This is a genomic window from Plantactinospora sp. CA-290183 (genome assembly GCF_050936375.1).
Taxonomy (GTDB): domain Bacteria; phylum Actinomycetota; class Actinomycetes; order Mycobacteriales; family Micromonosporaceae; genus Plantactinospora.
This window is the reverse complement of record NZ_JBNJMX010000006.1, coordinates 15,834-37,727: the sequence shown is the minus strand read 5'-3', so window position 1 is coordinate 37,727 and position 21,894 is coordinate 15,834. Positions and strand designations below refer to the sequence as shown.

General features: G+C 73.5%; 22 protein-coding genes. 14 read left to right on the top strand and 8 right to left on the bottom strand.

The window, feature by feature from the left end; genetic code table 11:
- The first annotated feature begins 11 nt into the window (after nt 1-11).
- From ACQEUR_RS13635 to ACQEUR_RS13625, 3 genes are all read left to right on the top strand, one after another.
- Nucleotides 12-809 (top strand): hypothetical protein, encoded by a 798-nt coding sequence (locus tag ACQEUR_RS13635; RefSeq protein WP_433030105.1) that lies wholly within the window; start codon nt 12-14, stop codon nt 807-809.
- A 106-nt stretch (nt 810-915) separates the two neighbouring features.
- Nucleotides 916-1,863: an ROK family glucokinase gene (locus ACQEUR_RS13630; RefSeq protein ID WP_433030103.1), complete on the top strand. Its 948-nt coding sequence runs from the start codon at nt 916-918 to the stop codon at nt 1,861-1,863.
- A gap of 28 nt (nt 1,864-1,891) precedes the next feature.
- Nucleotides 1,892-2,605 (top strand): endonuclease/exonuclease/phosphatase family protein, encoded by a 714-nt coding sequence (locus ACQEUR_RS13625; RefSeq protein WP_433030101.1) that lies wholly within the window; start codon nt 1,892-1,894, stop codon nt 2,603-2,605.
- Between the two features lie 197 nt (nt 2,606-2,802).
- Here the strand turns inward: ACQEUR_RS13625 and ACQEUR_RS13620 are convergent, their stop codons facing one another.
- Together ACQEUR_RS13620 and ACQEUR_RS13615 are read right to left on the bottom strand one after the other, a co-directional pair.
- A complete protein-coding gene (locus ACQEUR_RS13620; protein WP_433030100.1) occupies nt 2,803-2,994 on the bottom strand; it encodes a DUF397 domain-containing protein in 192 nt (63 codons plus the stop codon).
- Nucleotides 2,985-3,776 carry a helix-turn-helix domain-containing protein gene (locus tag ACQEUR_RS13615; protein WP_433030099.1) on the bottom strand — a complete coding sequence of 264 codons (792 nt, stop codon included), beginning with the start codon at nt 3,774-3,776 and terminating at the stop codon, nt 2,985-2,987. The genes ACQEUR_RS13620 and ACQEUR_RS13615 overlap by 10 nt, the downstream gene beginning before the upstream one ends.
- Before the next feature lie 276 nt (nt 3,777-4,052).
- Here ACQEUR_RS13615 and ACQEUR_RS13610 point away from each other — a divergent pair, with 276 nt between their 5' ends.
- The 4 genes from ACQEUR_RS13610 (at nt 4,053) to ACQEUR_RS13595 (ending at nt 7,215) form a co-directional block, all read left to right on the top strand.
- Entirely contained in the window at nt 4,053-4,442 is a 390-nt protein-coding gene (locus tag ACQEUR_RS13610; protein ID WP_433030098.1) for a hypothetical protein, read from the top strand.
- Nucleotides 4,439-4,873 (top strand): hypothetical protein, encoded by a 435-nt coding sequence (locus ACQEUR_RS13605; RefSeq protein ID WP_433030096.1) that lies wholly within the window; start codon nt 4,439-4,441, stop codon nt 4,871-4,873. The genes ACQEUR_RS13610 and ACQEUR_RS13605 overlap by 4 nt, the downstream gene beginning before the upstream one ends.
- A gap of 61 nt (nt 4,874-4,934) precedes the next feature.
- Nucleotides 4,935-6,335 carry a flavin-containing monooxygenase gene (locus ACQEUR_RS13600; RefSeq protein WP_433030094.1) on the top strand — a complete coding sequence of 467 codons (1,401 nt, stop codon included), beginning with the start codon at nt 4,935-4,937 and terminating at the stop codon, nt 6,333-6,335.
- A gap of 52 nt (nt 6,336-6,387) precedes the next feature.
- On the top strand, nt 6,388-7,215 hold the full coding sequence (locus tag ACQEUR_RS13595) for an alpha/beta hydrolase (protein ID WP_433030092.1): 828 nt from the start codon (nt 6,388-6,390) through the stop codon (nt 7,213-7,215).
- A 67-nt stretch (nt 7,216-7,282) separates the two neighbouring features.
- On the opposite strand, the gene ACQEUR_RS13590 is transcribed toward ACQEUR_RS13595, so the two are convergent.
- Both ACQEUR_RS13590 and ACQEUR_RS13585 read right to left on the bottom strand, forming a co-directional pair.
- Complete coding sequence (locus ACQEUR_RS13590) at nt 7,283-8,698, bottom strand: alpha,alpha-trehalose-phosphate synthase (UDP-forming) (RefSeq protein WP_433030090.1); 1,416 nt, start codon at nt 8,696-8,698, stop codon at nt 7,283-7,285.
- Nucleotides 8,699-8,862: 164 nt separating this feature from the next.
- On the bottom strand, nt 8,863-9,696 hold the full coding sequence (locus tag ACQEUR_RS13585) for a DUF308 domain-containing protein (protein WP_433030088.1): 834 nt from the start codon (nt 9,694-9,696) through the stop codon (nt 8,863-8,865).
- 259 nt (nt 9,697-9,955) lie between these two features.
- On the opposite strand from ACQEUR_RS13585, the gene ACQEUR_RS13580 reads away from it, so the two are divergent.
- Entirely contained in the window at nt 9,956-10,702 is a 747-nt protein-coding gene (locus ACQEUR_RS13580) for a lysophospholipid acyltransferase family protein (RefSeq protein ID WP_433030086.1), read from the top strand.
- A gap of 34 nt (nt 10,703-10,736) precedes the next feature.
- On the opposite strand, the gene ACQEUR_RS13575 is transcribed toward ACQEUR_RS13580, so the two are convergent.
- A complete protein-coding gene (locus ACQEUR_RS13575) occupies nt 10,737-14,300 on the bottom strand; it encodes an adenylate/guanylate cyclase domain-containing protein (RefSeq protein ID WP_433030084.1) in 3,564 nt (1,187 codons plus the stop codon).
- Nucleotides 14,301-14,524: 224 nt separating this feature from the next.
- Between ACQEUR_RS13575 and ACQEUR_RS13570 the strand changes: the two genes are divergently transcribed.
- Nucleotides 14,525-14,731, top strand: a complete 207-nt coding sequence (locus ACQEUR_RS13570; protein WP_433030082.1) for a hypothetical protein — start codon at nt 14,525-14,527, stop codon at nt 14,729-14,731.
- Between the two features lie 117 nt (nt 14,732-14,848).
- On the opposite strand, the gene ACQEUR_RS13565 is transcribed toward ACQEUR_RS13570, so the two are convergent.
- Nucleotides 14,849-15,541 carry a Crp/Fnr family transcriptional regulator gene (locus ACQEUR_RS13565; protein WP_192771356.1) on the bottom strand — a complete coding sequence of 231 codons (693 nt, stop codon included), beginning with the start codon at nt 15,539-15,541 and terminating at the stop codon, nt 14,849-14,851.
- A 465-nt stretch (nt 15,542-16,006) separates the two neighbouring features.
- Between ACQEUR_RS13565 and ACQEUR_RS13560 the strand changes: the two genes are divergently transcribed.
- From ACQEUR_RS13560 to ACQEUR_RS13545, 4 genes are all read left to right on the top strand, one after another.
- A complete protein-coding gene (locus ACQEUR_RS13560) occupies nt 16,007-16,516 on the top strand; it encodes a polyadenylate-specific 3'-exoribonuclease AS (protein WP_433030080.1) in 510 nt (169 codons plus the stop codon).
- A 328-nt stretch (nt 16,517-16,844) separates the two neighbouring features.
- On the top strand, nt 16,845-17,873 hold the full coding sequence (locus ACQEUR_RS13555; RefSeq protein ID WP_433030078.1) for a 6-phosphofructokinase: 1,029 nt from the start codon (nt 16,845-16,847) through the stop codon (nt 17,871-17,873).
- 162 nt (nt 17,874-18,035) lie between these two features.
- Nucleotides 18,036-18,854, top strand: coding sequence for a pyrroline-5-carboxylate reductase (proC, locus tag ACQEUR_RS13550; RefSeq protein WP_433030076.1), 819 nt, complete (start codon nt 18,036-18,038; stop codon nt 18,852-18,854).
- A gap of 57 nt (nt 18,855-18,911) precedes the next feature.
- Nucleotides 18,912-19,265: a DUF2203 domain-containing protein gene (locus tag ACQEUR_RS13545; protein WP_433030075.1), complete on the top strand. Its 354-nt coding sequence runs from the start codon at nt 18,912-18,914 to the stop codon at nt 19,263-19,265.
- A 29-nt stretch (nt 19,266-19,294) separates the two neighbouring features.
- On the opposite strand, the gene ACQEUR_RS13540 is transcribed toward ACQEUR_RS13545, so the two are convergent.
- Both ACQEUR_RS13540 and ACQEUR_RS13535 read right to left on the bottom strand, forming a co-directional pair.
- A complete protein-coding gene (locus ACQEUR_RS13540; protein ID WP_433030073.1) occupies nt 19,295-20,008 on the bottom strand; it encodes a class F sortase in 714 nt (237 codons plus the stop codon).
- A complete protein-coding gene (locus tag ACQEUR_RS13535; protein WP_433030071.1) occupies nt 20,002-20,892 on the bottom strand; it encodes a DUF4397 domain-containing protein in 891 nt (296 codons plus the stop codon). Before ACQEUR_RS13535 ends, ACQEUR_RS13540 begins: the two co-directional genes overlap by 7 nt.
- Nucleotides 20,893-21,099: 207 nt before the next feature.
- Between ACQEUR_RS13535 and ACQEUR_RS13530 the strand changes: the two genes are divergently transcribed.
- Nucleotides 21,100-21,801 (top strand): hypothetical protein, encoded by a 702-nt coding sequence (locus ACQEUR_RS13530; RefSeq protein ID WP_433030069.1) that lies wholly within the window; start codon nt 21,100-21,102, stop codon nt 21,799-21,801.
- Nucleotides 21,802-21,894: the final 93 nt, after the last annotated feature.

Genomic DNA, 21,894 nt, shown 5'->3' with positions numbered 1-21,894 from the left:
AGGAGCCGATCATGGGAGCAACCGGTCCGTTCAGCGGGGCGACCGAGCCGGGATCCGCCCGGGAGGAGGCGGAACGGCTGGTCGCCACCGCGCTCGTGATGGCCCGGGCGGCCGCGTCCGAGGCGCGGAACCGGGCCGGCGCGCTGGGCCCGCTCGGCCAGCTCATCTCCGACGTCCTCGACCACGACCAGACCCGCCCCGGTGCCACCGGCCCGACGACGACCACCGCCGGGCCGGCCACCGCCGGGCCGGCCGCCGCCGGGCCGGCCGCCGCCGGTCATCCGGGGGCCGGTGCGGACGGCACGGGGTCGGTCGCCGGGTTCGCCACCGGTGCGCCCGAGTGCTGCGTCTGTCCGGTCTGCCGGGTCATCTCCGCGATGCGGGACCCGAGTCCGGAGTTCACCGAACGCCTCGCCACCGGTGCCGGTGACTTCGCCGCCGGGGTGGCCAGCCTGCTGCGGGCGTTCTCCACGGTCGCCGGCCCCACCGGTGCCCGTACCGACGCATCGACCGGCAACGGTTCCTCGGCGGGCCGCCCGGGAACCGGTGGCGACGAGATGTGGCGCGAGGCGACCCGTACCGGGCATGATTCGTGGCCGGCGGACGGGCCGGACGTCTGGGCCAGCGCGACCCGCGCGGATCTGGACACCGGCGCGGCCGACGGCCCGGAGGGGCCGGCGTCGACCGGGGCGGACGGCGCCGCGCCGGGCGTGCCGCCGACCACCGGGCGCCCGCCGGTGCCCACCAGCCGGGCGCCGCAGGCCCCGGCCGGGGTCGGTGACCAGGAGATACCGGGCGACCGGGCCTGAGCGTCGCCCCGCCCGGCCGTGGGACGGGGGCGGGTGGCGACGGCGTACGAGCAGCAGCAGTGCGGCAGAGCAAAAGGGCCTGGTACGGCAGAGGGGAGCGGCAGCGGTGACGCTGACCATCGGAGTCGACGTCGGGGGTACGAAGGTGGCCGCCGGCGTCGTCGACGTCTCGGGTGAGGTCCGGACGCGGATCCGCCGGGACACGCCGGCCGACGACGTCGCCAAGACCCGGGACGTCATCGTCGAGATGGTCACCGAGCTGGCGGCCGAGCACGAGGTCGCGGCGGTCGGCATCGGTGCCGCCGGCTGGATCGACGCCGCTCGCTCCACGGTCCTCTTCGCGCCGAACATCGCCTGGCGGGACGAGCCGCTGCGCGACTACGTCAGCGCCGCGGTCAACCTGCCGGTGATCGTCGAGAACGACGCCAACGTGGCGGCCTGGGCCGAGTTCCGGCACGGCGCGGGGCGGGACGCGGACAGTTCGATGGTGCTGTTCACCATCGGCACCGGGGTCGGCGGCGGCATCGTGCTCGGTGGCGAGCTGCTGCGCGGCGCGCACGGCATCGCCGCGGAACTCGGGCACATGCTCTCGGTCCCCGACGGGCACCTCTGCGGCTGCGGCCGGCTCGGCTGCATCGAGCAGTACGCCAGCGGCAACGCCCTGGTCCGGTTCGCCCGGGCCGGTGCCCGGCAGGAGCCGGCGCGGGCGACCACGCTGCTCGAACTGGCCGGCGGCGACGTCGACGCGGTCACCGGGCCGATGGTCACCGCCGCGGCCCGCTCCGGCGACCCGGTCTCCTGCGCGGCGTTCGCTCAGATCGGCCACTGGCTCGGCATCGGCCTGGCCGACATGGCGCAGATCCTCGACCCGCAGCTACTCGTGGTGGGCGGCGGCGTGGTCGAGGCGGGTGAGCTGCTGATGGGCCCCACTCGAAGGTCCTATATGGACGCTCTGGCGGCGCGTGTCACAATCCCGGTGGCGGAGATCCGGCCGGCGGAACTCGGCAACACGGCCGGGGTGGTCGGCGCGGCCGACCTGGCCCGCCGGCGCTGACCCGGGTCCGGGAAGCAGGGGGTACGGCGTGACGCGACAGCGGTCCGGGAGCGACGGAGGTTCCCCGGCGCGGCTACGGGTGCTGTCGTACAACGTGCACGGCCAGCGCGACGACGCGGACGCCCTGGCAGCCGTGGTCCGGGGCGCCCGACCGGACGTGGTGATCGTGCAGGAGGCGCCCCGCCGCTTCCGGTGGCGGCAGAAGTGCGCGACGCTGGCCAACCGGTTCGACCTGGTGGTCGCGGCGGGCGGCCTGCCGGCCCTGGGCAACCTGCTCCTGACCAGCCTGCGGGTACGGGTGCACCACACCTGGTGCCGGCAGTATCCGCTCACCCCCGGGCGACACCTGCGCGGCGCGGTCTTCGCCGAATGCTCGGTCGGCGGCAGCCGCTTCACCCTCGCCGGCTCGCACCTCTCCACCGACCCCGCCGAGCGCCCGAGCCAGGCCCTGCTCTTCAAGCAGGAACTGACCGCCGCCCGGCAACCGGTGGTGGTCGGCGCGGACCTCAACGAGAACTCGGGCGGCGGCGCCTGGCGTACCGTCGCCGACGGCCTGACCGACGCCGCCGTCGCGGGTAGCGGAGCCCAGCGGTTCACCTTCTCCTGCGCCAGCCCGCACAACCGGATCGACGCCCTCTTCGTCGATCCCCGGATCACGGTGCTCGACTACGACGTACTCGACACCGAGCAGAGCCGGCGGGCCAGCGACCACTTCCCCATCCTCGCCGACCTCGCCCTGTAAGGCGTGCAGGCGTGTAAGGAAGGGCCCCCTGTTATCGCTTTTTGTAGAGGAAGGGCCCCCTCTTAACACCCCTCCGGGCAGCGCCGCTGGTCCATGTGGGCACCGGGGGTCCGCGCCGCGGAGGACACCGACGCGGCGGCCCCGCCTTCCCGAACGCGGGGAGGCGGGGCCGCTGCGAAGTGTGGGCTGGTCGGGGCTTACGGTCGGCGGGCGACCTGGGTCAGGAAGGTCTGCCAGGTGGCGGGGGTGAAGGTGAGGGCGGGGCCGGTCGGGTCCTTGCTGTCCCGGACTCCGATGATCCCCGGCAGGTTGTCGGCGACCTCGACGCAGTCGCCGGTGTTGCCGCTGCTGCGGGTGCTCTTGCGCCACCGCGCGCCGGTCAGGTCCATGTCTCCGCCACCTTCAGGATGAGGTCGGTTGACTGCTGTTGTGGAAGCGCCTGCCCACGAACGGCTTCCCATACTAACTGGATCGTCGCCACCTCCTCGGCGTCGTCAACCACATCGCCTTGGATCTGGTTGTCCAGGTAGCCCGTGGCGCGACCGCCCGGATCGAGCGCCACTACGAAGGGCCCGTTCAGCCCGGGATACGCGCCGACCGACAACGGCACGACATGTACCCAGATGTGTGGCTCCTCGGCAGCCTTGACCAGTGCGTGAAGCTGCTCCCGCATCACCGTCGGGCCACCGACCGGCCGGCGAAGAACCCCCTCGTCCAGCACGGCGAACAACTGCGGTGGGTTGTCCCGGGTCAGGATCTCCTGCCGCCTCATCCGCTCGGCGAGGTGACGCGCGACGTCCTCGCGGCGGAGCAGGCCGGCGTCGCCGAGGACCGCGCGGGCGTACGCCTCGGTCTGCAACAGGCCCGGCACAACCAGAGGTTGATATGACCGGAGCACGGCCGCGCCGGCCTCGGCCGAGCCCCATTCGATCTTCCACTGTGGTGTGCCGAGTTCGGTGGCCAGGCGTTCGAAGGTGCCGCCCGTCTGTAATGCCTTGTCCACCAGCGCCCAGAAACCGGGCGGCGGCTTGCGGGCACCGGTCTCGACCATGGCGACCGTCGACGGCGACCAATTGATCATCCGAGCCAGATCATCCTGGGTCACACCTCGCGCGGTGCGTACCAGACGCAGTTCGTCGAGCAGGAACCGCAGCCGGTGATCAATGCTCATCACGTCTCCTCACAATTCCGAATGTGCGACCCACGCTGGTCACGCGCCCGGCGATACCGCTCACCGCGTGACCATTCGCCTTCCGAGCGTAGTGAGAAAGGGTCCACAGTGTCACCGGCGGAACTGTTCGGCGCGGCGGCAAACGCCCGGGCGGAACCGAGCGGGGAACCGCCCCACCCGACTTCCCCTCAGGGGCGGTTCCTCGCAACCAATCCGCACTGACGCACCCCGGGTCCGCACTGACACACATCAGCCCGAAAATGAGAGGACAGGGACATGACATGGTTCCGGCGCACACCGACAACAATTCGCTACGCGCCCCTGCACCATCGGGACTGGCGTCGGTTCTGGCGCTACTGCCGGTGCGGACTGCGCTGGCGCTGCCCGGACCGGATCGGCCCGGGGGCACCGGCGCTGGGTGTGCCGCCGCGCCCGGCCCCGGTGCTGCCGCGCCCGGCCGCCGTGCCGGTAGGCCCGCCGCCTGCGCCGCCCGGCGGCGTACCGGCCCGGCCGGCGGTACCCCGGGACGTGCCGCCGCCACCGGCCGGCGCCCGCCAGAGAAACCGCGGTCCGGCCTGGAACGCCCCCACCGGCTCCCATCTCGTCGGCCGGGCGGGACGGCTGACCCCCGCCCAGGCACACCGCACCGGAACCGGTCCCCGGTGATCCGGGGCGCCGAGCCAAACCCGGACGGGGCTGACCGGCCCCTCTGGTACACCCGGACAGACCGCACCGCCGCGAAGCCCGTCTCCAGCGCGCGGCCCGGCGGCGGGGGCATCGACCCGCACACCCCGCGCCGGCCGCTCTGGCTCTGCCGGACCTGCGCCGTCGACTGGCCCTGCCTCGCGGCCCGGAGCCTGCTCTCCGTCGACTTCGTCACCGACCCGACCGGCCTGGCCGTCTATCTCGCCGCCCAACTCCAGGACGCCCTGGCGGACCTGACCGCGCTCAACCCCGACCCCGGCCCCGACCCGGCGGCGCTGCACGCCCGCTTCCTGGCCTGGGTACGACCGCGCGTCGCGATCACCCGGGCCCGGCTCGACGGCGGCACTCCACCGCCCGCATCGGTAACGCGCGGCGGGCTGGACAAAGGGTGACGGAAATCGAGAGGATTCCCCCGCACGTCGGCACATGTGCCGGACAGAAGGAGAATTCTCGGTGTCCACCCTCAGCCACCAGGAGAGCCACGAGCCGGGCGCGACCCTCTGGCGGGACGGGCGACCGGTCTACGACCGGGGCGACACCGTCTGCGTCGTCGGCGCCGGGGCCAGCGGCCTCACCGCCATCAAGAACCTCAAGGAGTACGGCTTCGGCGTCGACTGCTACGAGCGCGAGACCGGGGTCGCCGGAGCCTGGAACTGGCGGCACGACCGCAGCCCCGTCTACGCCAGCACCCACCTGATCTCGTCTCGGCCGACGACCCAGTTCCCGGACTTCCCGATGCCGGACACCTGGCCGGACTACCCGCACCACAGCCAGGTGCTGTCCTATCTGGAGCGCTACGCCGACCACTTCGACCTGCGGCCGCACATCTGGTTCGGTACCGAGGTGATCCGGGTCGAGCCGGCCGAGGGCGACCGGTGGGACGTCACCACCCGCAGCACCGGCGGCTACGGCGCCGAGCGCACCTCCCGGTACGCGGCCGTGGTGGTGGCGAACGGGCACAACTGGTCGGCGAAGCTCCCCGCGTACGAGGGGATGGAGGAGTACCGGGGCCAGGTGCTGCACGCCTCGGCGTACAAGGACGCCACCCAGTTGCGCGGCAAGCGGGTGCTGGTGGTCGGCGGCGGGAACAGCGGCTGCGACATCGCGGTCGAGGCGGGCCAGCAGGCCGCCCGGTGCTGGCACTCCACCCGCCGCGGCTACTGGTACGTCCCGAAGTACGTCCTGGGTCGCCCGGTCGACCAGGTCAACGACGCGGTGGCGGCGCTGCGCCTGCCGCTGTGGCTCCGGCAGTGGATCTTCCACCGTACGCTGCGGCTGCTCGTCGGCGACCTGACCCGGTTCGGCCTGCCGAAGCCCGACCACAAGGTCTACGAGACCCACCCGATCGCCAACAGCCAGCTCATCTACCACGTGGGGCACGGCTCGATCACCCCCGTGCCGGACGTGGCCCGGTTCCACCGCAACAGCGTGACGCTGGCCAACGGCCAGGAGATCGAGCCGGATGTGGTGGTGCTGGCCACCGGCTACCTGCCGCGCTTCGAGTTCCTGGCCCCGGAGATCCTGGGTACCGACAGGGACGGCCGTCCGGCGCTCTACCTGAACGCGTTCCCCCGGCGGTTCCCCACGCTCGCGGTGGTGGGTCTGCTCCAGTCCGACGCCGCCCTCCTGCCGCTCGCGCACTGGCAGACGGTGGCGGTCGCCCGGTGGCTGCGGCTGCGGGAGACCGCACCGGAGCGGGCCCGCGCCTTCGCCGGCCGGGTCGACGCCGAGGCCGGTGTCCGGTGGCACTCGGCCAAGGTGAAGGAGAGCACCCGGCACTGGTTCGAGATCGGGCACGTCGACTACCTGCGTGCGCTCCAGCGCACCCTGGACGACCTGGAGGCTGTCGCGTGAGCGCGAGGAGTGAGCTTGCGAGCCCCGCAGTCGCGAACGAAGGGTGGACCCGATGAGTGGAAACGCCTCTGCCGGGCGGACCCGGATCGTCCGGCTGCCGGAGTGGGCGCGGCCGGTGCCGGCGGTACGCCGGGAGGTGCTCGGCGCCACGCCCGAACTGGACGAGGGCAAGCCGCCGCTGCTCTTCGTACCCGGGTTCGGGCACGGGGCCTGGGTCTTCGCCGAGAACTGGCTCGAACACGCCGCCTCGCGGGGCTTTCCGGCACACGCGGTCAGCCTGCGCGGGCACGGCGGCAGCGGCCCGGCGCCGAAGGCGACGCTGCGGGCGTACGCGCACGATGTGGTCCAGGTGGCCGCGAGCCTGCCGCGCCGGACGGTGCTGGTCGGGCACGGCGCCGGGGCGCTCGTGGTGGCACACGCGCTGGCGCGCTACCCGGCCCGGGCCGGGGTGCTGGTCGCGCCGGTCTTCGGTGGTTGGGCCACGCTCGGCACGGCGCTGCGCCGCAACCCCGCCGGCACGCTGCCGGCGGTTGTCGGCGGCGCGCTGCGGCTGAACCGTCGCCAGCTCTTCAGCCGGGAGCTGCCGAACGCGGCGGCCGGCACCTACGCCAACCGGCTCGGCCGCGCGTCCGCCCGGGCACAGTGGCAGCTGCTCCTCCAGCGTCCCCCGGAGCCGGCGGTGGGCAACCCGCCGATCCTGGTGCTGGGCAGCCCGGACGACCGGGTGGTGCCGGCCGCCGCGCTGACCCGGGCGGCCCGGCGGTACGGCGCCGCGCCGCTGCTCTTCCCCGGCATGGGCCACGACCTGATGCTCGACGCGCGGTGGCGGGAGCCGATCGACGCGATCCTGGACTGGCTGGACAAGGACCTGATCGGCTGACCGCCGACGCCGACGCCGACGCCGACGCCGACGCCGACGCCGCCCCGAGCGGGGCGGCGTCGGAGCTTCAGGCCGGGGTGAACCGGGCGGCCAGCCGCCCGCTGCCGTCCAGCGCGGTCAGGTAGGAGCGGGCCCAGGCGTGGATGTCGTGCACCCGCAGGTGCTCGCGCATCGCGGTCATCCGGGCGGCCAGGTCGGCCGGGGTGGCCTGCAGGGCGTGCATGAGGGCGAGCTTGAGCCCCTCCAGGTCGTGCGGGTTGACCAGGAACGCCTGCTCCAGCTCCGCCGCGGCGCCGGCGAACTCGCTGAGCAGCAGTCCGCCGCCGCCGTCGACCCGGGCCGCCACGTACTCCTTGGCGACCAGGTTCATGCCGTCCCGCAGCGGGGTGACGGCCATGATGTCGGCGGCCCGGTAGAGCGCGGCCAACTCCGAGCGGTCGAACGGCTGGGTCAGGTAGTGGATCGCCGGTTCACCGACCCGGCCGAACTCGCCGTTGATCCGCCCCACCTCGCGCTCCACCCGCTCGCGCAGGATCTGGTACTGCTCGACGCGTTCCCGGCTCGGCACCGCGACCTGGACCAGCACCGTGTCCCGTACCTTGACGTGCCCGGTGGCGATCAGCTCGCTGTACGCCTTCAACCGCTGCTCGATGCCCTTGGTGTAGTCCATCCGGTCCACGCTGAGGATCACGTGCTGCGGGTCGCCCAGGTCGGTGCGGATCCGGGCGGCCCGGCGTACCACGTCCTCCCGCTGGGCCAGCGCCGCCATCTCGGCGGTGTCGATGGAGACCGGGAACGCGCCGATCCGGACCACCCGGTCGTCCACCGCGATCCGGCGGTCGGTGGCGGGCAGTTGCAGCACCCGGGCCGCGAGCTGCGCGAAGTTGTGTGCCGCCTGTGCGCGCTGGAAACCGACCAGGTCCGCCCCGAGCATGCCGAGCAGCAGCTCGGCCCGGCGGGGGAGCTGCATGAACAGCTCCGGTGGCGGGAACGGCACGTGCAGGAAGAACCCGATCCGCAGGTCCGGGCGGATGGCGCGGAGCAGGCCGGGCACCAGCTGGAGGTGGTAGTCCTGCACCCAGACCACCGCCTCCGGCTCGGCGGCCTCGGCGGCGGCCTCGGCGAACCGCTGGTTGACCCGCTGGTACGCCTCCCACCAGCGGCGGTGGTAGACGGGCTGCTCCACGGCGTCGTGGTACAGCGGCCAGAGGGTGGAGTTGGAGAAACCCTCGTAGTGGTCCCGTACGTCGTCGCGGGTCAGCGCCACGCCGCGCATCCGTACGCCGTCGATGTCGGGCAGGGCGGGCGCCGGGCCGGTGCCGCCGGCCCAGCCCACCCAGGTCGCCGGGGTGTGCTGGAGGAGGGGATGGAGGGCGCTGACGAGGCCACCCGGGCTGCGACGCCATTCGCACGCGCCGTCCGGCGCCACGCTGTCGTCGACGGGCAGCCGGTTGGCCACCACCACGAGAGAACTCTGTCGCATTCGGGCACCTCGTTCCGGGCGAGGCGACCGCCGCGAGTGATGAGCGGTCGGGGCAGTCGTGAGGGGGAAGTTACGTACAGCAGTATTCCTACTGACGCCAAGTTACACGAGTGTTACACCATGCGCGCGAAGGGCAATGGATCTCGCGATCTGGACAGCAGGGGTCAGACCACCGCGCCGTTCTCGGGGTCCTCGTCCTCCTCGTCGCCGGGGCGCAGCCGCCATACCAGCGTCACGAAACCGATCAGGATGCCGGCGAACCCGAGCATGGTGACCAGCCCTCGGTCGATCGGGAGCAGCGCGGGGAAGAGGAAGAGGGCGAAGCCGGCGGTGAGCGCCAGCAGCCCGACCACGGCGTACTTCGACAGCCGGGGCAGCGGCGGCGGTGGCGGCGGGACGTAGCGCTCCTCCGGGTCGTCCGGCAGGTCCGCGCCGAAGCTGTCCAGCCCGTCGAGCAGCGACGGGTCGTCCGCCCGGCCGCCGACCGAGATGCCGGAGAAGTCGGTGGCCGAGGGGAGCCGGCGTACGCCCGTGCCGGCCGGACCGGTGCCGTCGGCGCCCGGCCGGACGGGGGAGGCGGTCGGGTCGGCCGGGTCCACCACCGGGACGTCCTCGACGGCCGGCCAGGAGCGGTGGTCCGCCGCGACCTCCGTGTGGTAGCCGGCGATGATCCGGGCCCACTCCGCCTCCACGTCCGGATCCGGCGGCGGGGACTGCGCCGGAGCGTCCTCGTCGGCGAGCTGGGTGAGGTAGTCGCGGGCGGTCGCGAGGAAGCTGCGGTCGACGTAGAGCCGGTCCACCGGCCGGGGCGGCATGGTGGTGGTCCGGGTCACCGGGTTGAGGTCCGCCGAGGGTTGCAGGTAGGCGGCGATGCCGCCGGCGGCCAGGACATCGAGCAGGTGCTCGCCGAGCCGCGGGTCCACGTCGCCAGCGACGGCGTACTCCGTCGCTTCCAGCCCGTTGTCCCGCCGTCCCCGACGGGCACCACCCGCTGACACTCCGACACCCTCCCTACCGGCGGGTGGCTGGCGAGCGGAATCCCGCCGCCGGCTCGACCCACATCCGCCGTGCACTGAATCGTGACACGGCAGCCACTGGTTCCGGGAGTGCGTTGTGGCGCGGCGTACCCGCTTCGTAGGCTCATTGCCGACACTTCCGCCTTCGGCTCGCGGCTCGGGTGTGATCGTGATCGCCGCGCGCCGGGGGCCGGCCGCCCGGCCGACGTGGGGACGTGCGGGACTATCGGGAAGGACACCGGTGCTGTACGGGCTGATGAAGTACGTCATCCTGGGCCCCTGGCTGAAGCTGATCTTTCGGCCCCAGGTGGAGGGGCGGGAGAACCTGCCCGGCTCGGGTCCGGCGATCATTGCCAGCAACCATCTGTCGTTCTCCGACTCGATCTTCATGCCCCTGATGGTCAAGCGAAAAGTGACGTTTGTGGCAAAGGCCGAATACTTCACCGGCAAAGGGCTGAAGGGTTGGCTGGTGCGGATGTTCTTCGTCGGCACCGGCACCATCCCGGTCGACCGCTCCGGCGGCCGCGCGGCCCAGGCGGCGCTCGACACCCAGCTCAAGGTGCTGCGGGCGGGCAACATCGCCGGGATCTACCCGGAGGGGACCCGCTCGCCGGACGGCCGGCTCTACCGGGGCAAGACCGGCGTCGCCCGGCTGGCCCTGGACAGCGGGGCTCCGGTCATCCCGGTGGTGATGTTGAACGCCGACGAGATCCAGCCGCCCGGCAAGCTGATCCCGAAGATCAAGCGCGTGAAGATCCGGTTCGGCAAGCCGCTCGACTTCTCCCGGTACGCGGGAATGTCCGGCGAGCGCTTCGTGGAGCGCGCGATAACCGACGAGATCATGTACGAGCTGATGGAACTCTCCGGCCGCGAGTACGTCGACATCTACGCCCAGAAGATGAAGAACCAGCAGGTCAAGGCCGCGGTCGGCGCGAAATCGACCGGCGCCGGGGCGGCCGGCGGCTCCAGCGGGTCGGTCGCGGCCTGAGGGGGCGCCGGCCACCCTCGCCCGGCGCGGCCCGTCAGGACGCGAGGATCCGCGCCGCGCCGCCGCCCTTGGGACGGCCGATCCGCAGCAGGCCCGGCGCGCGGTTGCGCAGCGCGAAGGCGCGCACCTCGGCCAGCGCCAGCTCCGCGTCCGACCGGTCACCGGCGCGGCCGAACTCCTCGGCGGCCAGCGCCAGCCCGAGCATCCGGTCCGTGGTGTCCGGGATGCCCGCGTAGATCTCGGCCGCCGCGACGTAGAGCTGCCCGGCCCGGCTGTGGTCGCCGTCCGCGCTGGCCACGGCGGCGGCCACGGTACGCAGTGCCGCCTCCACCCAGGGGGTGTGATGGGTGACCCGGTCGAGCATGCCCCGGACGCGTACCGCCGGATCCCGGCCGGCCAGCGCGGCGGCGTACGCGGCGGCCGGAATCCACTCGCCGCTGGCCAGGGCGGGCACCGCGCACCACGACTCGGCCAGCTCGTCGAGGAGTTCGCCGGCCTGCCGCCGCCGGCCCTGCACCGCCCGGCAGAGCGCGCCGAGGCCCAGCATCGTCCAGTGCAGCCGGTGGAAGCCGCTGCGCCGGGCGGTCTCCAACGCGTCGGTGACGTCGTCGCTGGGCGCCTCGTCGGGGCGGGTCGAACGGGCCTCGCCGGGCACCGGTTCGTCACGCAGCACCCGCAGGTACGCCCGCACGCCGCGGACCTGCATGTCCCAGCGCCCCGCCGGGGTGTCCACGAACGCGTCGGCCACCGTCAGCAGCTTGCCGAACTCGCCCTCGCAGTAGGCCCGCATCGCCTCCCGGGAGCCCCCGGTGGCCAGCGCCTGACCCCGGGTCAGCGCGGGGCAGGAGGCGACCAGCTCGCCGGAGCGGATCCAGTCGCCCTCCTCGCGCACCGCGTACGCCAGGTTCTGCACCGCCCGGGGCAGCGCGAGCAGCTGGTGGGTCTGGCAGAACCGCAGGATCTCGTGCAGCTCCTCCAGTCCGGCGCGGTCCCCGGCCTGGTAACGGGCCGTCGCGACGGTGATCCGGGCGTCGGTGCGGGTCTCCACCAGCCCCAACCGCTCGGCGATGTCCGCCGCCGCGCCCGCCGCGGCGATCGCCGGGTCCCGCTCGTAGTTGAGCATGTGCAGCCGGCCCAGCTCGGCGTAGGCGTCCGCCTTCTGCGCGGTGTCCGGCAGCGCGTCGAACAGCTCCACCGCCCGGTCCAGACAGGACAGTGCGCCGGCCCGGTCCGCCCGCAGCCAGGCCGCCTTGCCCAGCAGGGTCCAGGCGCGGGCCGCGCCGCCGTCGTCGCCGTGCGCGTAGAGCTGGTCGGCCAGCGCCTGCAACTGCTCGGTGCCGCCGCCGGCGAGGAAGACGTCGCCGTCGCGGAAGTAGGAGATCTCGGTGGAGAGCAGTTCCAGCCGCAGCCGGCCGACCGGATCGGAGTCGTCGGCCAGCCCCAGCGCCCGGGCGGCGTGCGCGGCGGCCGTGTCCAGCGCGTGCAGGGCGTACGCCCGGCGGGCGGCGCGGTGCAGCGCCTCCCGGGCCGCCGGAGCGTACCGGTCGGTGTCCACGCCGAGGGTGGCGGCGATCTCGTGGGCCGCCCAGCGGTGGTGGGCCAGCACCTCGGCCAGGTCGGTGTCCCGGCCCCGGGACAGCCCGTCCAGCCAGTTCGCCGTCCGCTCGTGCCGGGCGACCCGCTCGGTACGGGGCAGCCGCTGGTAGCAGACGTCCCGGACCAGTACGTGCCGGAACCGGAACTCCGGCTGGCCGGCCATCGTGGACGCCGCCTGCTCGTGGACGAAGTCCCGCTGCTCCAACCGGCGCAGTGCCCGCTCCACCAGCTCCACCGGCTGGCCCAGCGCGGCGGCTACGGCACCGGGCCAGAACTGCATGCCGACCACCGAGGCGGCCAGCAGCACCATCCGGTCCGGACCGTCGAGCAGGTCGACCCGGTTGGCGATCACCGAGTGCACGCTGTCCGGCATCGGCAGGTCGTGCTGCTTCTCCAGCGACCAGCCCCGGCCGGTCTGCCGCAGCGCGCCCTGCTCGATCAGCATCCGGACGTACTCGTGGGCGTAGAGCGGGTTGCCGTCGGCCACCTCGACCAGCGGGTTGAGCATGTCGGTGGAGAACGCGGCCTGGCCGAAGATGTGCGCGTAGAGCGAGGCGATGCCGGTGTCGCGCAGCGGCGGCAGGGTGACCGTCATCGAGCCGGTGATGGTCCCCGCCCAGCTCGGGTCCCGGTTGACCAGTTCGGGACGGGCGGTGCAGAGCAGGAACAGCGGTACGTCCTGGGCGAAGGCGCCGAGCAGTTCGACGAAGCGCAGCATCGCCCCGTCGGCCCAGTGCAGGTCCTCGAAGACCAGCACCGTCGGCTGCCGGGCGGCGAGCGCGACGAGGAACCGCCGCCAGGCCGACTCGGCCTCCTCGGCCGGCAGGGTGGGGCCGGGCAGCCCGACCACCGGCCGCAGCGCGTCCATCAGCCGGTCCGCCTCGCCCGGCCCGACCAGCTCGCCCAGGGCGGTACGCAGCCGCTGGGCGGCGGTGTCGGCCGGGTCGGTGTCCAGGATGCCGGCCTCGGTCTTCACGATGTCGGCCAGCGCGGCGAAGGTGACGTTCTCGCCGAACGGCGGGCAGCGGCCGACCCGCCAGGTCAACGCCTGGTCGGTGAGCCGCTCGGTGTGCCGGAACAGCTCCCGGACCAGCCGGCTCTTGCCGATCCCGGCGTGCCCGAGCACGGTGATCATCTGCGGCACCCGGTCCCGGATGGACCGGTGCAGCGCGTTGACCAGCAGGCCCAGCTCGTGCTCCCGGTCGATCAGCGGCGTGGTGTCCGGCTCCCGGTCCGGCGGCTCCTGGTGTACCGGCGCCAGCGCCAGCCAGACCTCCGTCGGCGCGGAACGCCCGCGCAGCGTCACCGGCGCCTGCTCGTCGTAGCGGATCGCGTCCCGGGTCAGCGCCTGGGTGGTGCCGCACACCAGCACGCCCCCGGGCGGCGCCACCGACTGCATCCGCGAGGCGGTGTTCACCACGTCACCGGCCACGATGGCCTGACCGCCGTCCCGGGCCGCCGCCACGTCCACCAGCGCCTCGCCGGTCGCCACACCCACCCGGAAACGCAGGTGGTCCACGCCGCTCGGGGTGAACCGGGTCAGCACCCGCTGCAACTCCAGACCGGCGCGTACGCAGCGCAGCGCGTCCGTCTCGGTCGCCACCGGCGCCCCGAACAGCGCCATCACCGCGTCGCCGATGTACTTCTCCACCACCCCGCCGTACTGGCCGATGACCCGGCGGGCGGCCGAGAAGAAGCCGGTCTGCATGGTGCGTACCAGCTCCGGGTCGGCGCGTTCGACGTACGGGGTGAAGTCGATGAGGTCGACGAAGAGCACGCTGACCCGCCGCCGGTCCTCCTGACCGACCGCGCCGCCCCGCTCCGGCTCACCCGGGCGGGGCGTACCGCAGGCGGTGCAGAACGCCGCGTCGGCGGCGAGTGGCCGTTCGCAACGCGGGCAGACGGGGACGAGTTCGGTCCCGCAACCACCGCAGAAACGGTCGCCGGACGCGGTGGTCCGGCCGCATGTCGTACAGCGAGCGGAGATGCCGTCCTCCTGCACCGTCGAAGTGGCGTGCTGTCTCGTCGGGCGGCGCCTTCGGCCGCTGGCGCGGCCGGTAGGAGCGGTGCGGCGCCGTCGGCCGACGTCGGGATCACCACCGCCGAGTATCGCTGCCCAGCACCGCTGTCGTGAACCGGGCTGTTAGCTAGCAGACACTCCACCAACCGTGGACCAAGTTACAGTCGTTGCGCCCGGAACGGCGACGACCACAGGGAGAGACGTCAATGGTTTACGTCCGCTTGGACAAGGATTGGACCGATGGCAAGGGCAACGGCCACTCCGCGGGGGAGATGGTCGATGTGGACGCCGGCACCCTGGCGCAGCTGCAGGCCTCGGGCGTCGTCGGCGGCGAGGGCACCGACTGGCTCGGGCCGACGGGCGGTGGCAAGGAGGGCACGGACTGGCTCGGCCCCACCGGCACCAACCCCTGACCGCAGCGTCAGGTCAGGCGCGTCGGGCGTACCGGGGCCGCGATCGCGGGCTTCCGGTACGCCCGCTGTCCTGTGCGGACGGCACCGCCCGGCGCCGGATCCGCCTCGGGGCGGTGCTCAGCGGTCGGCCATGCCGGCCCGGCGCCGCAGCGCCGCGACGTCGGTCACCACGATCCGGCGCCCCTCGGTGCGCAGCCAGCCGCGACTGGCGAAGGACCCGATGGCCTGGTTGACGCTCTGCCGCGAGCCGCCGGCCATCTCGGCGAGCTGGCTCTGGTTGAGCTCGATCGTGATCATCGGTGCCTGGCTCTCGCCGGCCAGCCGGACCAGTGTCTTGGCCACCCGACCCGGCAGGTCGAGGAAGACGTGGTCGGCGTTCTGCTCGGTCAGCCGGCGGATCAGCCCGCCGAGCGAGCGCATGACCGCGTCGAGGATGCGCGGGTTGGAGTGCACCAGCTCCATGAAGGCGCCCCGGGAGAGCGCCAGGGCGGTGCAGTCCTCGATGGCCTCGGCCGAGGCGGACCGGGTGGACGCGTCCAGCAGCGACACCTCGCCCAGCACGTCGGGCGGGCGGATCACGTTGAGCACGGCACGCTCGCCGGTCGGGGCGGTGCGGAACACCGCCACCGCGCCCCGGCGGAGCACGATCAGGGACTCGCCGGGATCGTTCTCCACGAACAGCAGCTGGCCCTTGCGGTAGGTCCGCGGCACCGCCGCGGCGATCACCCGTTGACGCACCTCGGGCTCAAGGCCGGCGAACATCTCGACGCCGGTGAGGGCGTCGCCCGGCTCAGGCAGGCGAACCTCCAAGGCTCAACCCCTCCCCGGTAAGGACCACAGTCTGCTCCCGGACGACCCGCAACCGACCGGGGAGCAAGATGAAACGTGATACCGGAGGAGTCCGGTAGCGGTACACATCAGATCATGACGGTCGTGTCGCTTGCTGTACACCCCCGAAATCACTTCTGTGACAGTTCTGCCGCCCGCCGGCGGGCATTGTGGTTGTCAGATCCGCCGCAGGGTGGGGGCCGTACGGGGGCGTGGCGGGTCGGGGGCGCGGGGAGCCGCGGCCGGCCGGAGGGGGAGCACCGTCGCGTCCGGCCGGCCGCGGCACAGCCGGGCTGACCGGCGGGCCGGCACCGTACGGGTCGACCGCCCGCTCCGCCCCGGACGCGCCAAATGGATCACCGGTGGGCAGATCCGATGGGTCGGAATCGATGCGCTATTGCCACCCCGATTACCGGGTCACCGGGCGCGTGGGTGAGGATGGCCGCGATGGTCTACCGCTATTTCTACGACTGCGAGTTCATCGAGGACGGCCGGCTCGTCGACCTGGTGTCGATCGGCGTCGTCGACGAGTACGGTCGCGAGTTCTATGCCGTATCCACGGAGTTCGACGATTCCCGGGCGGTGCCCTGGGTGCGCCGGCACGTGCTCGACAAGCTGCCCTCGCCGGGGGACCGGGCGTGGCGGTCGCGCGAGCGGATCCGCGACGACCTCTACGAGTTCCTGGTCGAGCCGATCCGGGGCCGGCCGAACGAGCAGCTCGAACTCTGGGCCTGGTACGCGGCGTACGACCACGTGGCGCTGGCCCAGCTCTGGGGGGCGATGCCGGCGCTGCCCCGGGAGATACCCCGGTTCACCAAGGAGCTGCGGCAGCGCTGGGACGACCGGGGACGCCCACCGCTGCCCGACGCCGCCGCGGACCGGCACGACGCCCTGGTCGACGCCCGCCACAACCTGGCCCGCTGGCACGCCATGACCCCACCCCCAAGATCGCCGTGATCAGGGAGTCTTCCGGGCGTGTCGTCGGCGCGTCGCGGGTACGCCTCCCTGATCACGCGGATCTTGCCGGGCGGGCGGGCGGGCGGCGCGGGCAGCGGCCCGGCGGTGCGGCGGCCCGGCGGTGCGGCGCTGGCCGGCGGGGCGGTCTGGGGGTCGGTGTCGGGATTGGTGCGGTGGCGGTCCGGGGCGCGCTGGCCTGCCCCGGGGCGGGCGACTACAGTGCGCAATGACGGCCCGCCCCGGGCCGGCAATGACGCCGACGGTCTGACCTGACTTCGACCCTGGGGCTTGACGGGCTTACTCGAAGTTCCTGGAGGATGAGCAGATCATGCGTATCGGCGTGCTCACCGGTGGTGGTGACTGTCCGGGTCTGAACGCGGTGATCCGGGCGGTGGTCCGCAAGGGCGTCGCCACCTACGGCCACGAGTTCGTGGGATTCCGCGACGGTTGGCGCGGCCCGCTGGAGGGCCTGACCAAGCCGCTCGGCATCCCCGAGGTGCGCGGCATCCTGCCGCGCGGCGGCACCATCCTGGGCTCCTCCCGGACCAACCCCTTCAAGATCGAGGGCGGGGTCGAGCAGATCAAGACCAACCTGGCGCAGCAGGGGGTCGACGCCCTGGTGGCGATCGGTGGCGAGGACACCCTCGGGGTCGCCACCAAGCTGCACGAGCTGGGCGTCCAGGTGGTGGGCGTGCCGAAGACGATCGACAACGACCTCAGCGCCACCGACTACACCTTCGGCTTCGACACCGCGGTGAACATCGCGATGGAGGCGATCGACCGGCTGCACACCACGGCCGAGAGCCACCACCGGACCCTCGTCGTCGAGGTGATGGGCCGGCACGCCGGCTGGATCGCCCTGCACGCCGGCCTCGCCGGTGGCGCCAACGTGATCCTGCTGCCGGAGCGGCAGTTCGACGTCGAGCAGGTGGCCGGCTACGTCGAGAAGCGCTTCCAGCACCAGTACGCCCCGATCGTGGTCGTCGCCGAGGGCGCGCAGCCGCTCGACGGGCAGATGGTGCTGCACAACCAGGAGCTGGACGCGTTCGGGCACGTCCGCCTCGGCGGCATCGGCCAGTGGCTGGCCCAGCAGCTGGAGGCGAAGACCGGCAAGGAGGCCCGGACGGTCGTCCTCGGCCACATCCAGCGCGGCGGCACGCCGACCGCGTTCGACCGGGTGCTCGCCACCCGGCTCGGTCTGCAGGCGATCGACGCGGTCAACGAGGGCGACTGGGGCAAGATGGTGGCCATGCAGGGCACCAACATCGTCCGGGTGCCGCTGGCCGAGGCGACCCGCGAGCTGAAGACCGTGCCGCTGGAGCGCTACACCGAGGCCGAGGTCTTCTTCGGCAGCTGACGGCGGATTCTTCGCCTCCGCCGTACCGGCCGTCGTCCGCGCCGCCGGCCCCTTCGTGGGCCGCCCGCGGACGCCGGCCGGCCGGCGGGACCACCACCGCCGCGCCCGCGTCCGTCGTCGACCGGGCGGGTGGCCCGCGGCGGGCACCGGAAGGGGGTACGGATGGCACCCGGCGTGCACACTGTCGCGGTGATCGGCACCGGCAAGATCGGCGAGTTGATGCTCTCCGGCCTGCTCCGGGCCGGCTGGCCGGTGGACCGGCTGCTGGCGACCACCCGGCGGACCGGACGGGCCGAGGAGATCGCCGCCCGGTACGGCGTACGGGTGGTGGACAACCTGACCGCGGTCGCCGAGGCAGAGGTCCTCGCGGTGTCGGTGAAGCCGCAGGACGCCGGTGCCCTGCTGGACGAGATCGGACCGAAGGTACCGCCCGAGAAGCTGGTGGTCTCGCTCTGCGCCGGCCTGCCGACGGGCTTCTTCGCCCGGCGGCTGCCGGAGGGCACGCCGGTGATCCGGGTCATGACCAACACGCCGGCGCTGGTGGACGAGGCGATGACGGCGATCTCCGCCGGCTCCCACGCCACGGCGGCACACCTCGCGTTGGCCGAGGAGATGTTCAAACCGCTGGGCGCGACGATCCGGGTCCCGGAGTCGCAGCAGGACGCGGTCACCGCCCTCTCCGGCTCCGGACCGGCGTACTTCTATCTGCTGGTCGAGGCGATGGTCGACGCCGGCATCCTGCTCGGCCTGCCCCGTCAGGTGGCGCACGAGCTGATCGTGCAGACCGCCATCGGTTCGGCGACCATGCTGCGTGACTCCGGCGAACATCCGGTGAAGCTCCGCGAGGCGGTGACCTCGCCGGCCGGTACGACCATCTCGGCGATCCGCGAACTGGAGAAGCACGGGGTACGGGCGGCGTTGCTCGCGGCCCTGGAGGCGGCCCGGGACCGGGCCCGGGAGATCGCCGCGCAGAGCGAGTGACCCGGGTGGGCGGGGCGCCCGGCCCGGCCGGCCCGGGGCCTGCCCCATACTGTCGACGTGTTCACCCTCGCCCAGGCGCGCCATCTGGTCGCCACGCTGCGTCCCCGGCTCGATGAGCTGATCGTGCTCCGCGCCGACCTGGCGGAGTTGCGGGCGGACCTGGCCGAGCCCGGGGCGCTCAGCCCGCTGGGCGGATTGGCGGAGATCAAGGGGCTGGAGGCGCGGATCTTCGGCGTCCTCGAGGAGTTGAGCGGGCACGACATCCAGGTCAAGGGGTTCGCCCCGCTGCTGCTCGACTTTCCCGGGGAGCGGGCCGGCCGGCCGGTGCTCTGGTGCTGGTTGGAGGGGGACGACGACATCGGCTGGTACCACCGGGTGGACTGCGGCTTCGCCGGCCGCCGTCGCGTCTGAGCCGACAAAGCGTCCCGGACCGGGCCGGGTCAGCCGGGCGGCGCCGCGGCGTCGGTGACGGCGAAGACCACCAGGTTGTCCGGGTAGTGCCCGCTGCGCCGGTCGAACCGTCCCGAGCAGGTGACCAGGCGCAACTCCGGGCCGGGGGCGGGCCCGTAGACGGCGGCGGTGGGGAAGTCGTCCTTGGCGTACCGGCTGCTCGCGGTCACCCGGAACCGCAGCCAGTCGCCACCGCGCCGTACCTCGACCCGGTCCCCGGGGCGCAACTCGGGCAGCCGGTGGAAGACCGCCGGTCCGGTGCGGGAGTCCAGGTGTCCGGCGAGCACCGCCGGTCCGACGTCTCCGGGCGCGGCTCCGCCGACGTACCAGCCGGCCCGGGTGAAGTCGGCCGGCGGCACGAGCCGGCCGGCCCGGTCCAGCCGCAGCGGGGTCAGCGCCGCGTCGAGCCGGACGCGCGGGATCCGTACCCGGGTCGGAGGGCCGCTCGGGGTGGGCTCGACGGGCCGGCCGACCCGGGGCACGCAGTCGGGTGGGCAGGTGGCGGCCGGCGGGGCGGCCAGCGGCGCGGCCGCCGGGGCCGGCGACGGTGGGGCGGCGTCCGGGGTCACGGCGATGCCGAGGACGGCGCCGACGACCGCGCAGAGCGCCAGGATCACCGCGCCGGGCGGGCCGGCCGCGCCGGGCGGCCGGATCGGCCACCGCCGGCGGGGCGCCTCGGGACCGGCCGGAACGATGCTCAGCACCGGCGCGGGCGACGGGCCCGGAGGGCGAGCGCGCCGGCCGCCACCGCGAGCCCGGCGAGCGCGCCGACCAGGGCCGGCCCCGGGGGGTACGCCGGGTCGCCGGGCGCGTCGACCCGTTCGGCCGTACCCCCGGCGCCGGTGTCCACGCCGCCGGCCGGCACCACGACCCCGCCGCGCGCGTCGACCCGCAGGTCGGTGGTCAGCCCACCCCGCTCCGCGTCGAGCACGAGCAGCGAGTAGACGGTCCCGGCCCGCAGCCGTACGTCGGCGGTGGTCGGCGTCGCCCCGACCGGTCGCAGCCGCAGCGTGCACCGGCCCGGCTCGACCTGCTGGTAGGGCGTGGTGGTGGCGAACTGCACGCCGTCGGCGATGGCGCCCCCCTCGGCCACCGCGACGTCGATCACCGGGGCCCGTACCGAGGCCTGCACCACCCGGACCTTCGCCCGCCCCTTCGCCGGGGCCCGTAGATCGTCCTCGATCACCCGCAGCCCCAGGCCGGCGTACCGGCCGACCCCGGCGACCGTGTACGCCGCGCCCGGGGCGACCGCGACTCCGGTGGTGAGCACCGGTGGGTCCTCGGCCGGCGCCCCGGCCCGGCGCATCGCCACCGCGTACCGGCCGGTCGGCAGCGGCAGGTACGGCGACACCACGCCGTAGCCGACGGCCTCGAAGACCTGCGGTTCGTCCGATCCGGTCGCGCTGCTGAGGTAGACGTCGACGGCCGGCGTGTCCGGGGACAGGTGTGCCAACCGGAGGTAGCCGATCCGGGGATCGGCGCCGGCCGGGGACCCGCCGATGGCGGCCGGAGCCAACCCGAGGAGGACGGCGCCGGCCAGCGCGCCGAGACGTCGGGTGGTGCCGGTCCAAGGCTTCCGAAGCCGCATCTTGCCTCCCTGGCTGGGTACGGCGGGGAAGTTATCGGATCGGCGAACCACGATGTCGCACCAGCGGTCCGTCGGGGCGCGGCCGGCTCGGTCGGCTCGGCCGGGGCGCCGACGGGTCCGACCGCCGACGGCGGGCTGCCGCGCGGGGCGGTGGCCGGAACCGGCAGGGTCGGGACCCCTCCCGGTGCCGGTGCCTACGCTCGGCTGATGGGGCTCTTCTCTCGGCGTCAACACCGCGATCCGACCTTCGACCTGGCGGCGCTCGACCTGCCGCGCGCCGATCCGCAGGCCGCGGAGGAGCGGGCGACCCTGGCCAATCTCGGCCTGTCCCCGTCCGACGACCGCCACACGGTGTCGTTCCACTATGCGCTGTCCGATATCGCCGCCCGGCTGGAACCGATGATCCCGTTCGTGCTGGCCTCCGAGGAGGGGCCGACGGTGCTCGTCCGCCTCGACGGGCTGCCCGCGGCGGAGGTCGCCGACCTCGCCCGTGCGGTGGAGGAGGGCCACTGCCTGCTGACAGCGAGCTACCGGTCCTATCCCACCTTCCCGGTACTCACGATGACCCTGGCGGTCTACGACTCGGCCGACCCGTTCCAGTTCGAGGGCTTCCGGGACGTCACCCTCGCCGACGTCCAGGACTTCGTCGTCGAGCTGTGCCGCCACGGCGGTCGCGGGAAGGTCTTCCTCTACGCCGGGCCCGACGCCCGGCAGGTCGCCGCCGGGCCGTTCGCGCTGCGGCTTCCGCCGTTCCGGGAGGTGCGCTTCCCGCACCGGACGAGTGACCGGGACGTACAGCAGTTGTGGAAGCTGCTGGGGCTGGCGTCGACCTGGCTGCGGCAGATCCCGCCGCAGCGTCGGGATTTCGCCGCCGCCGCGCGGGCGCACGAGGCGGCCACCGCGCGCTGAGCGGCGCGGGAAATTGAAAGATGGACATCTTGACGAAGCGGTGAACGGCTGAGTAGCGTCGCCTCAGTTTTATGGAAAGTTTCCTAACAATAG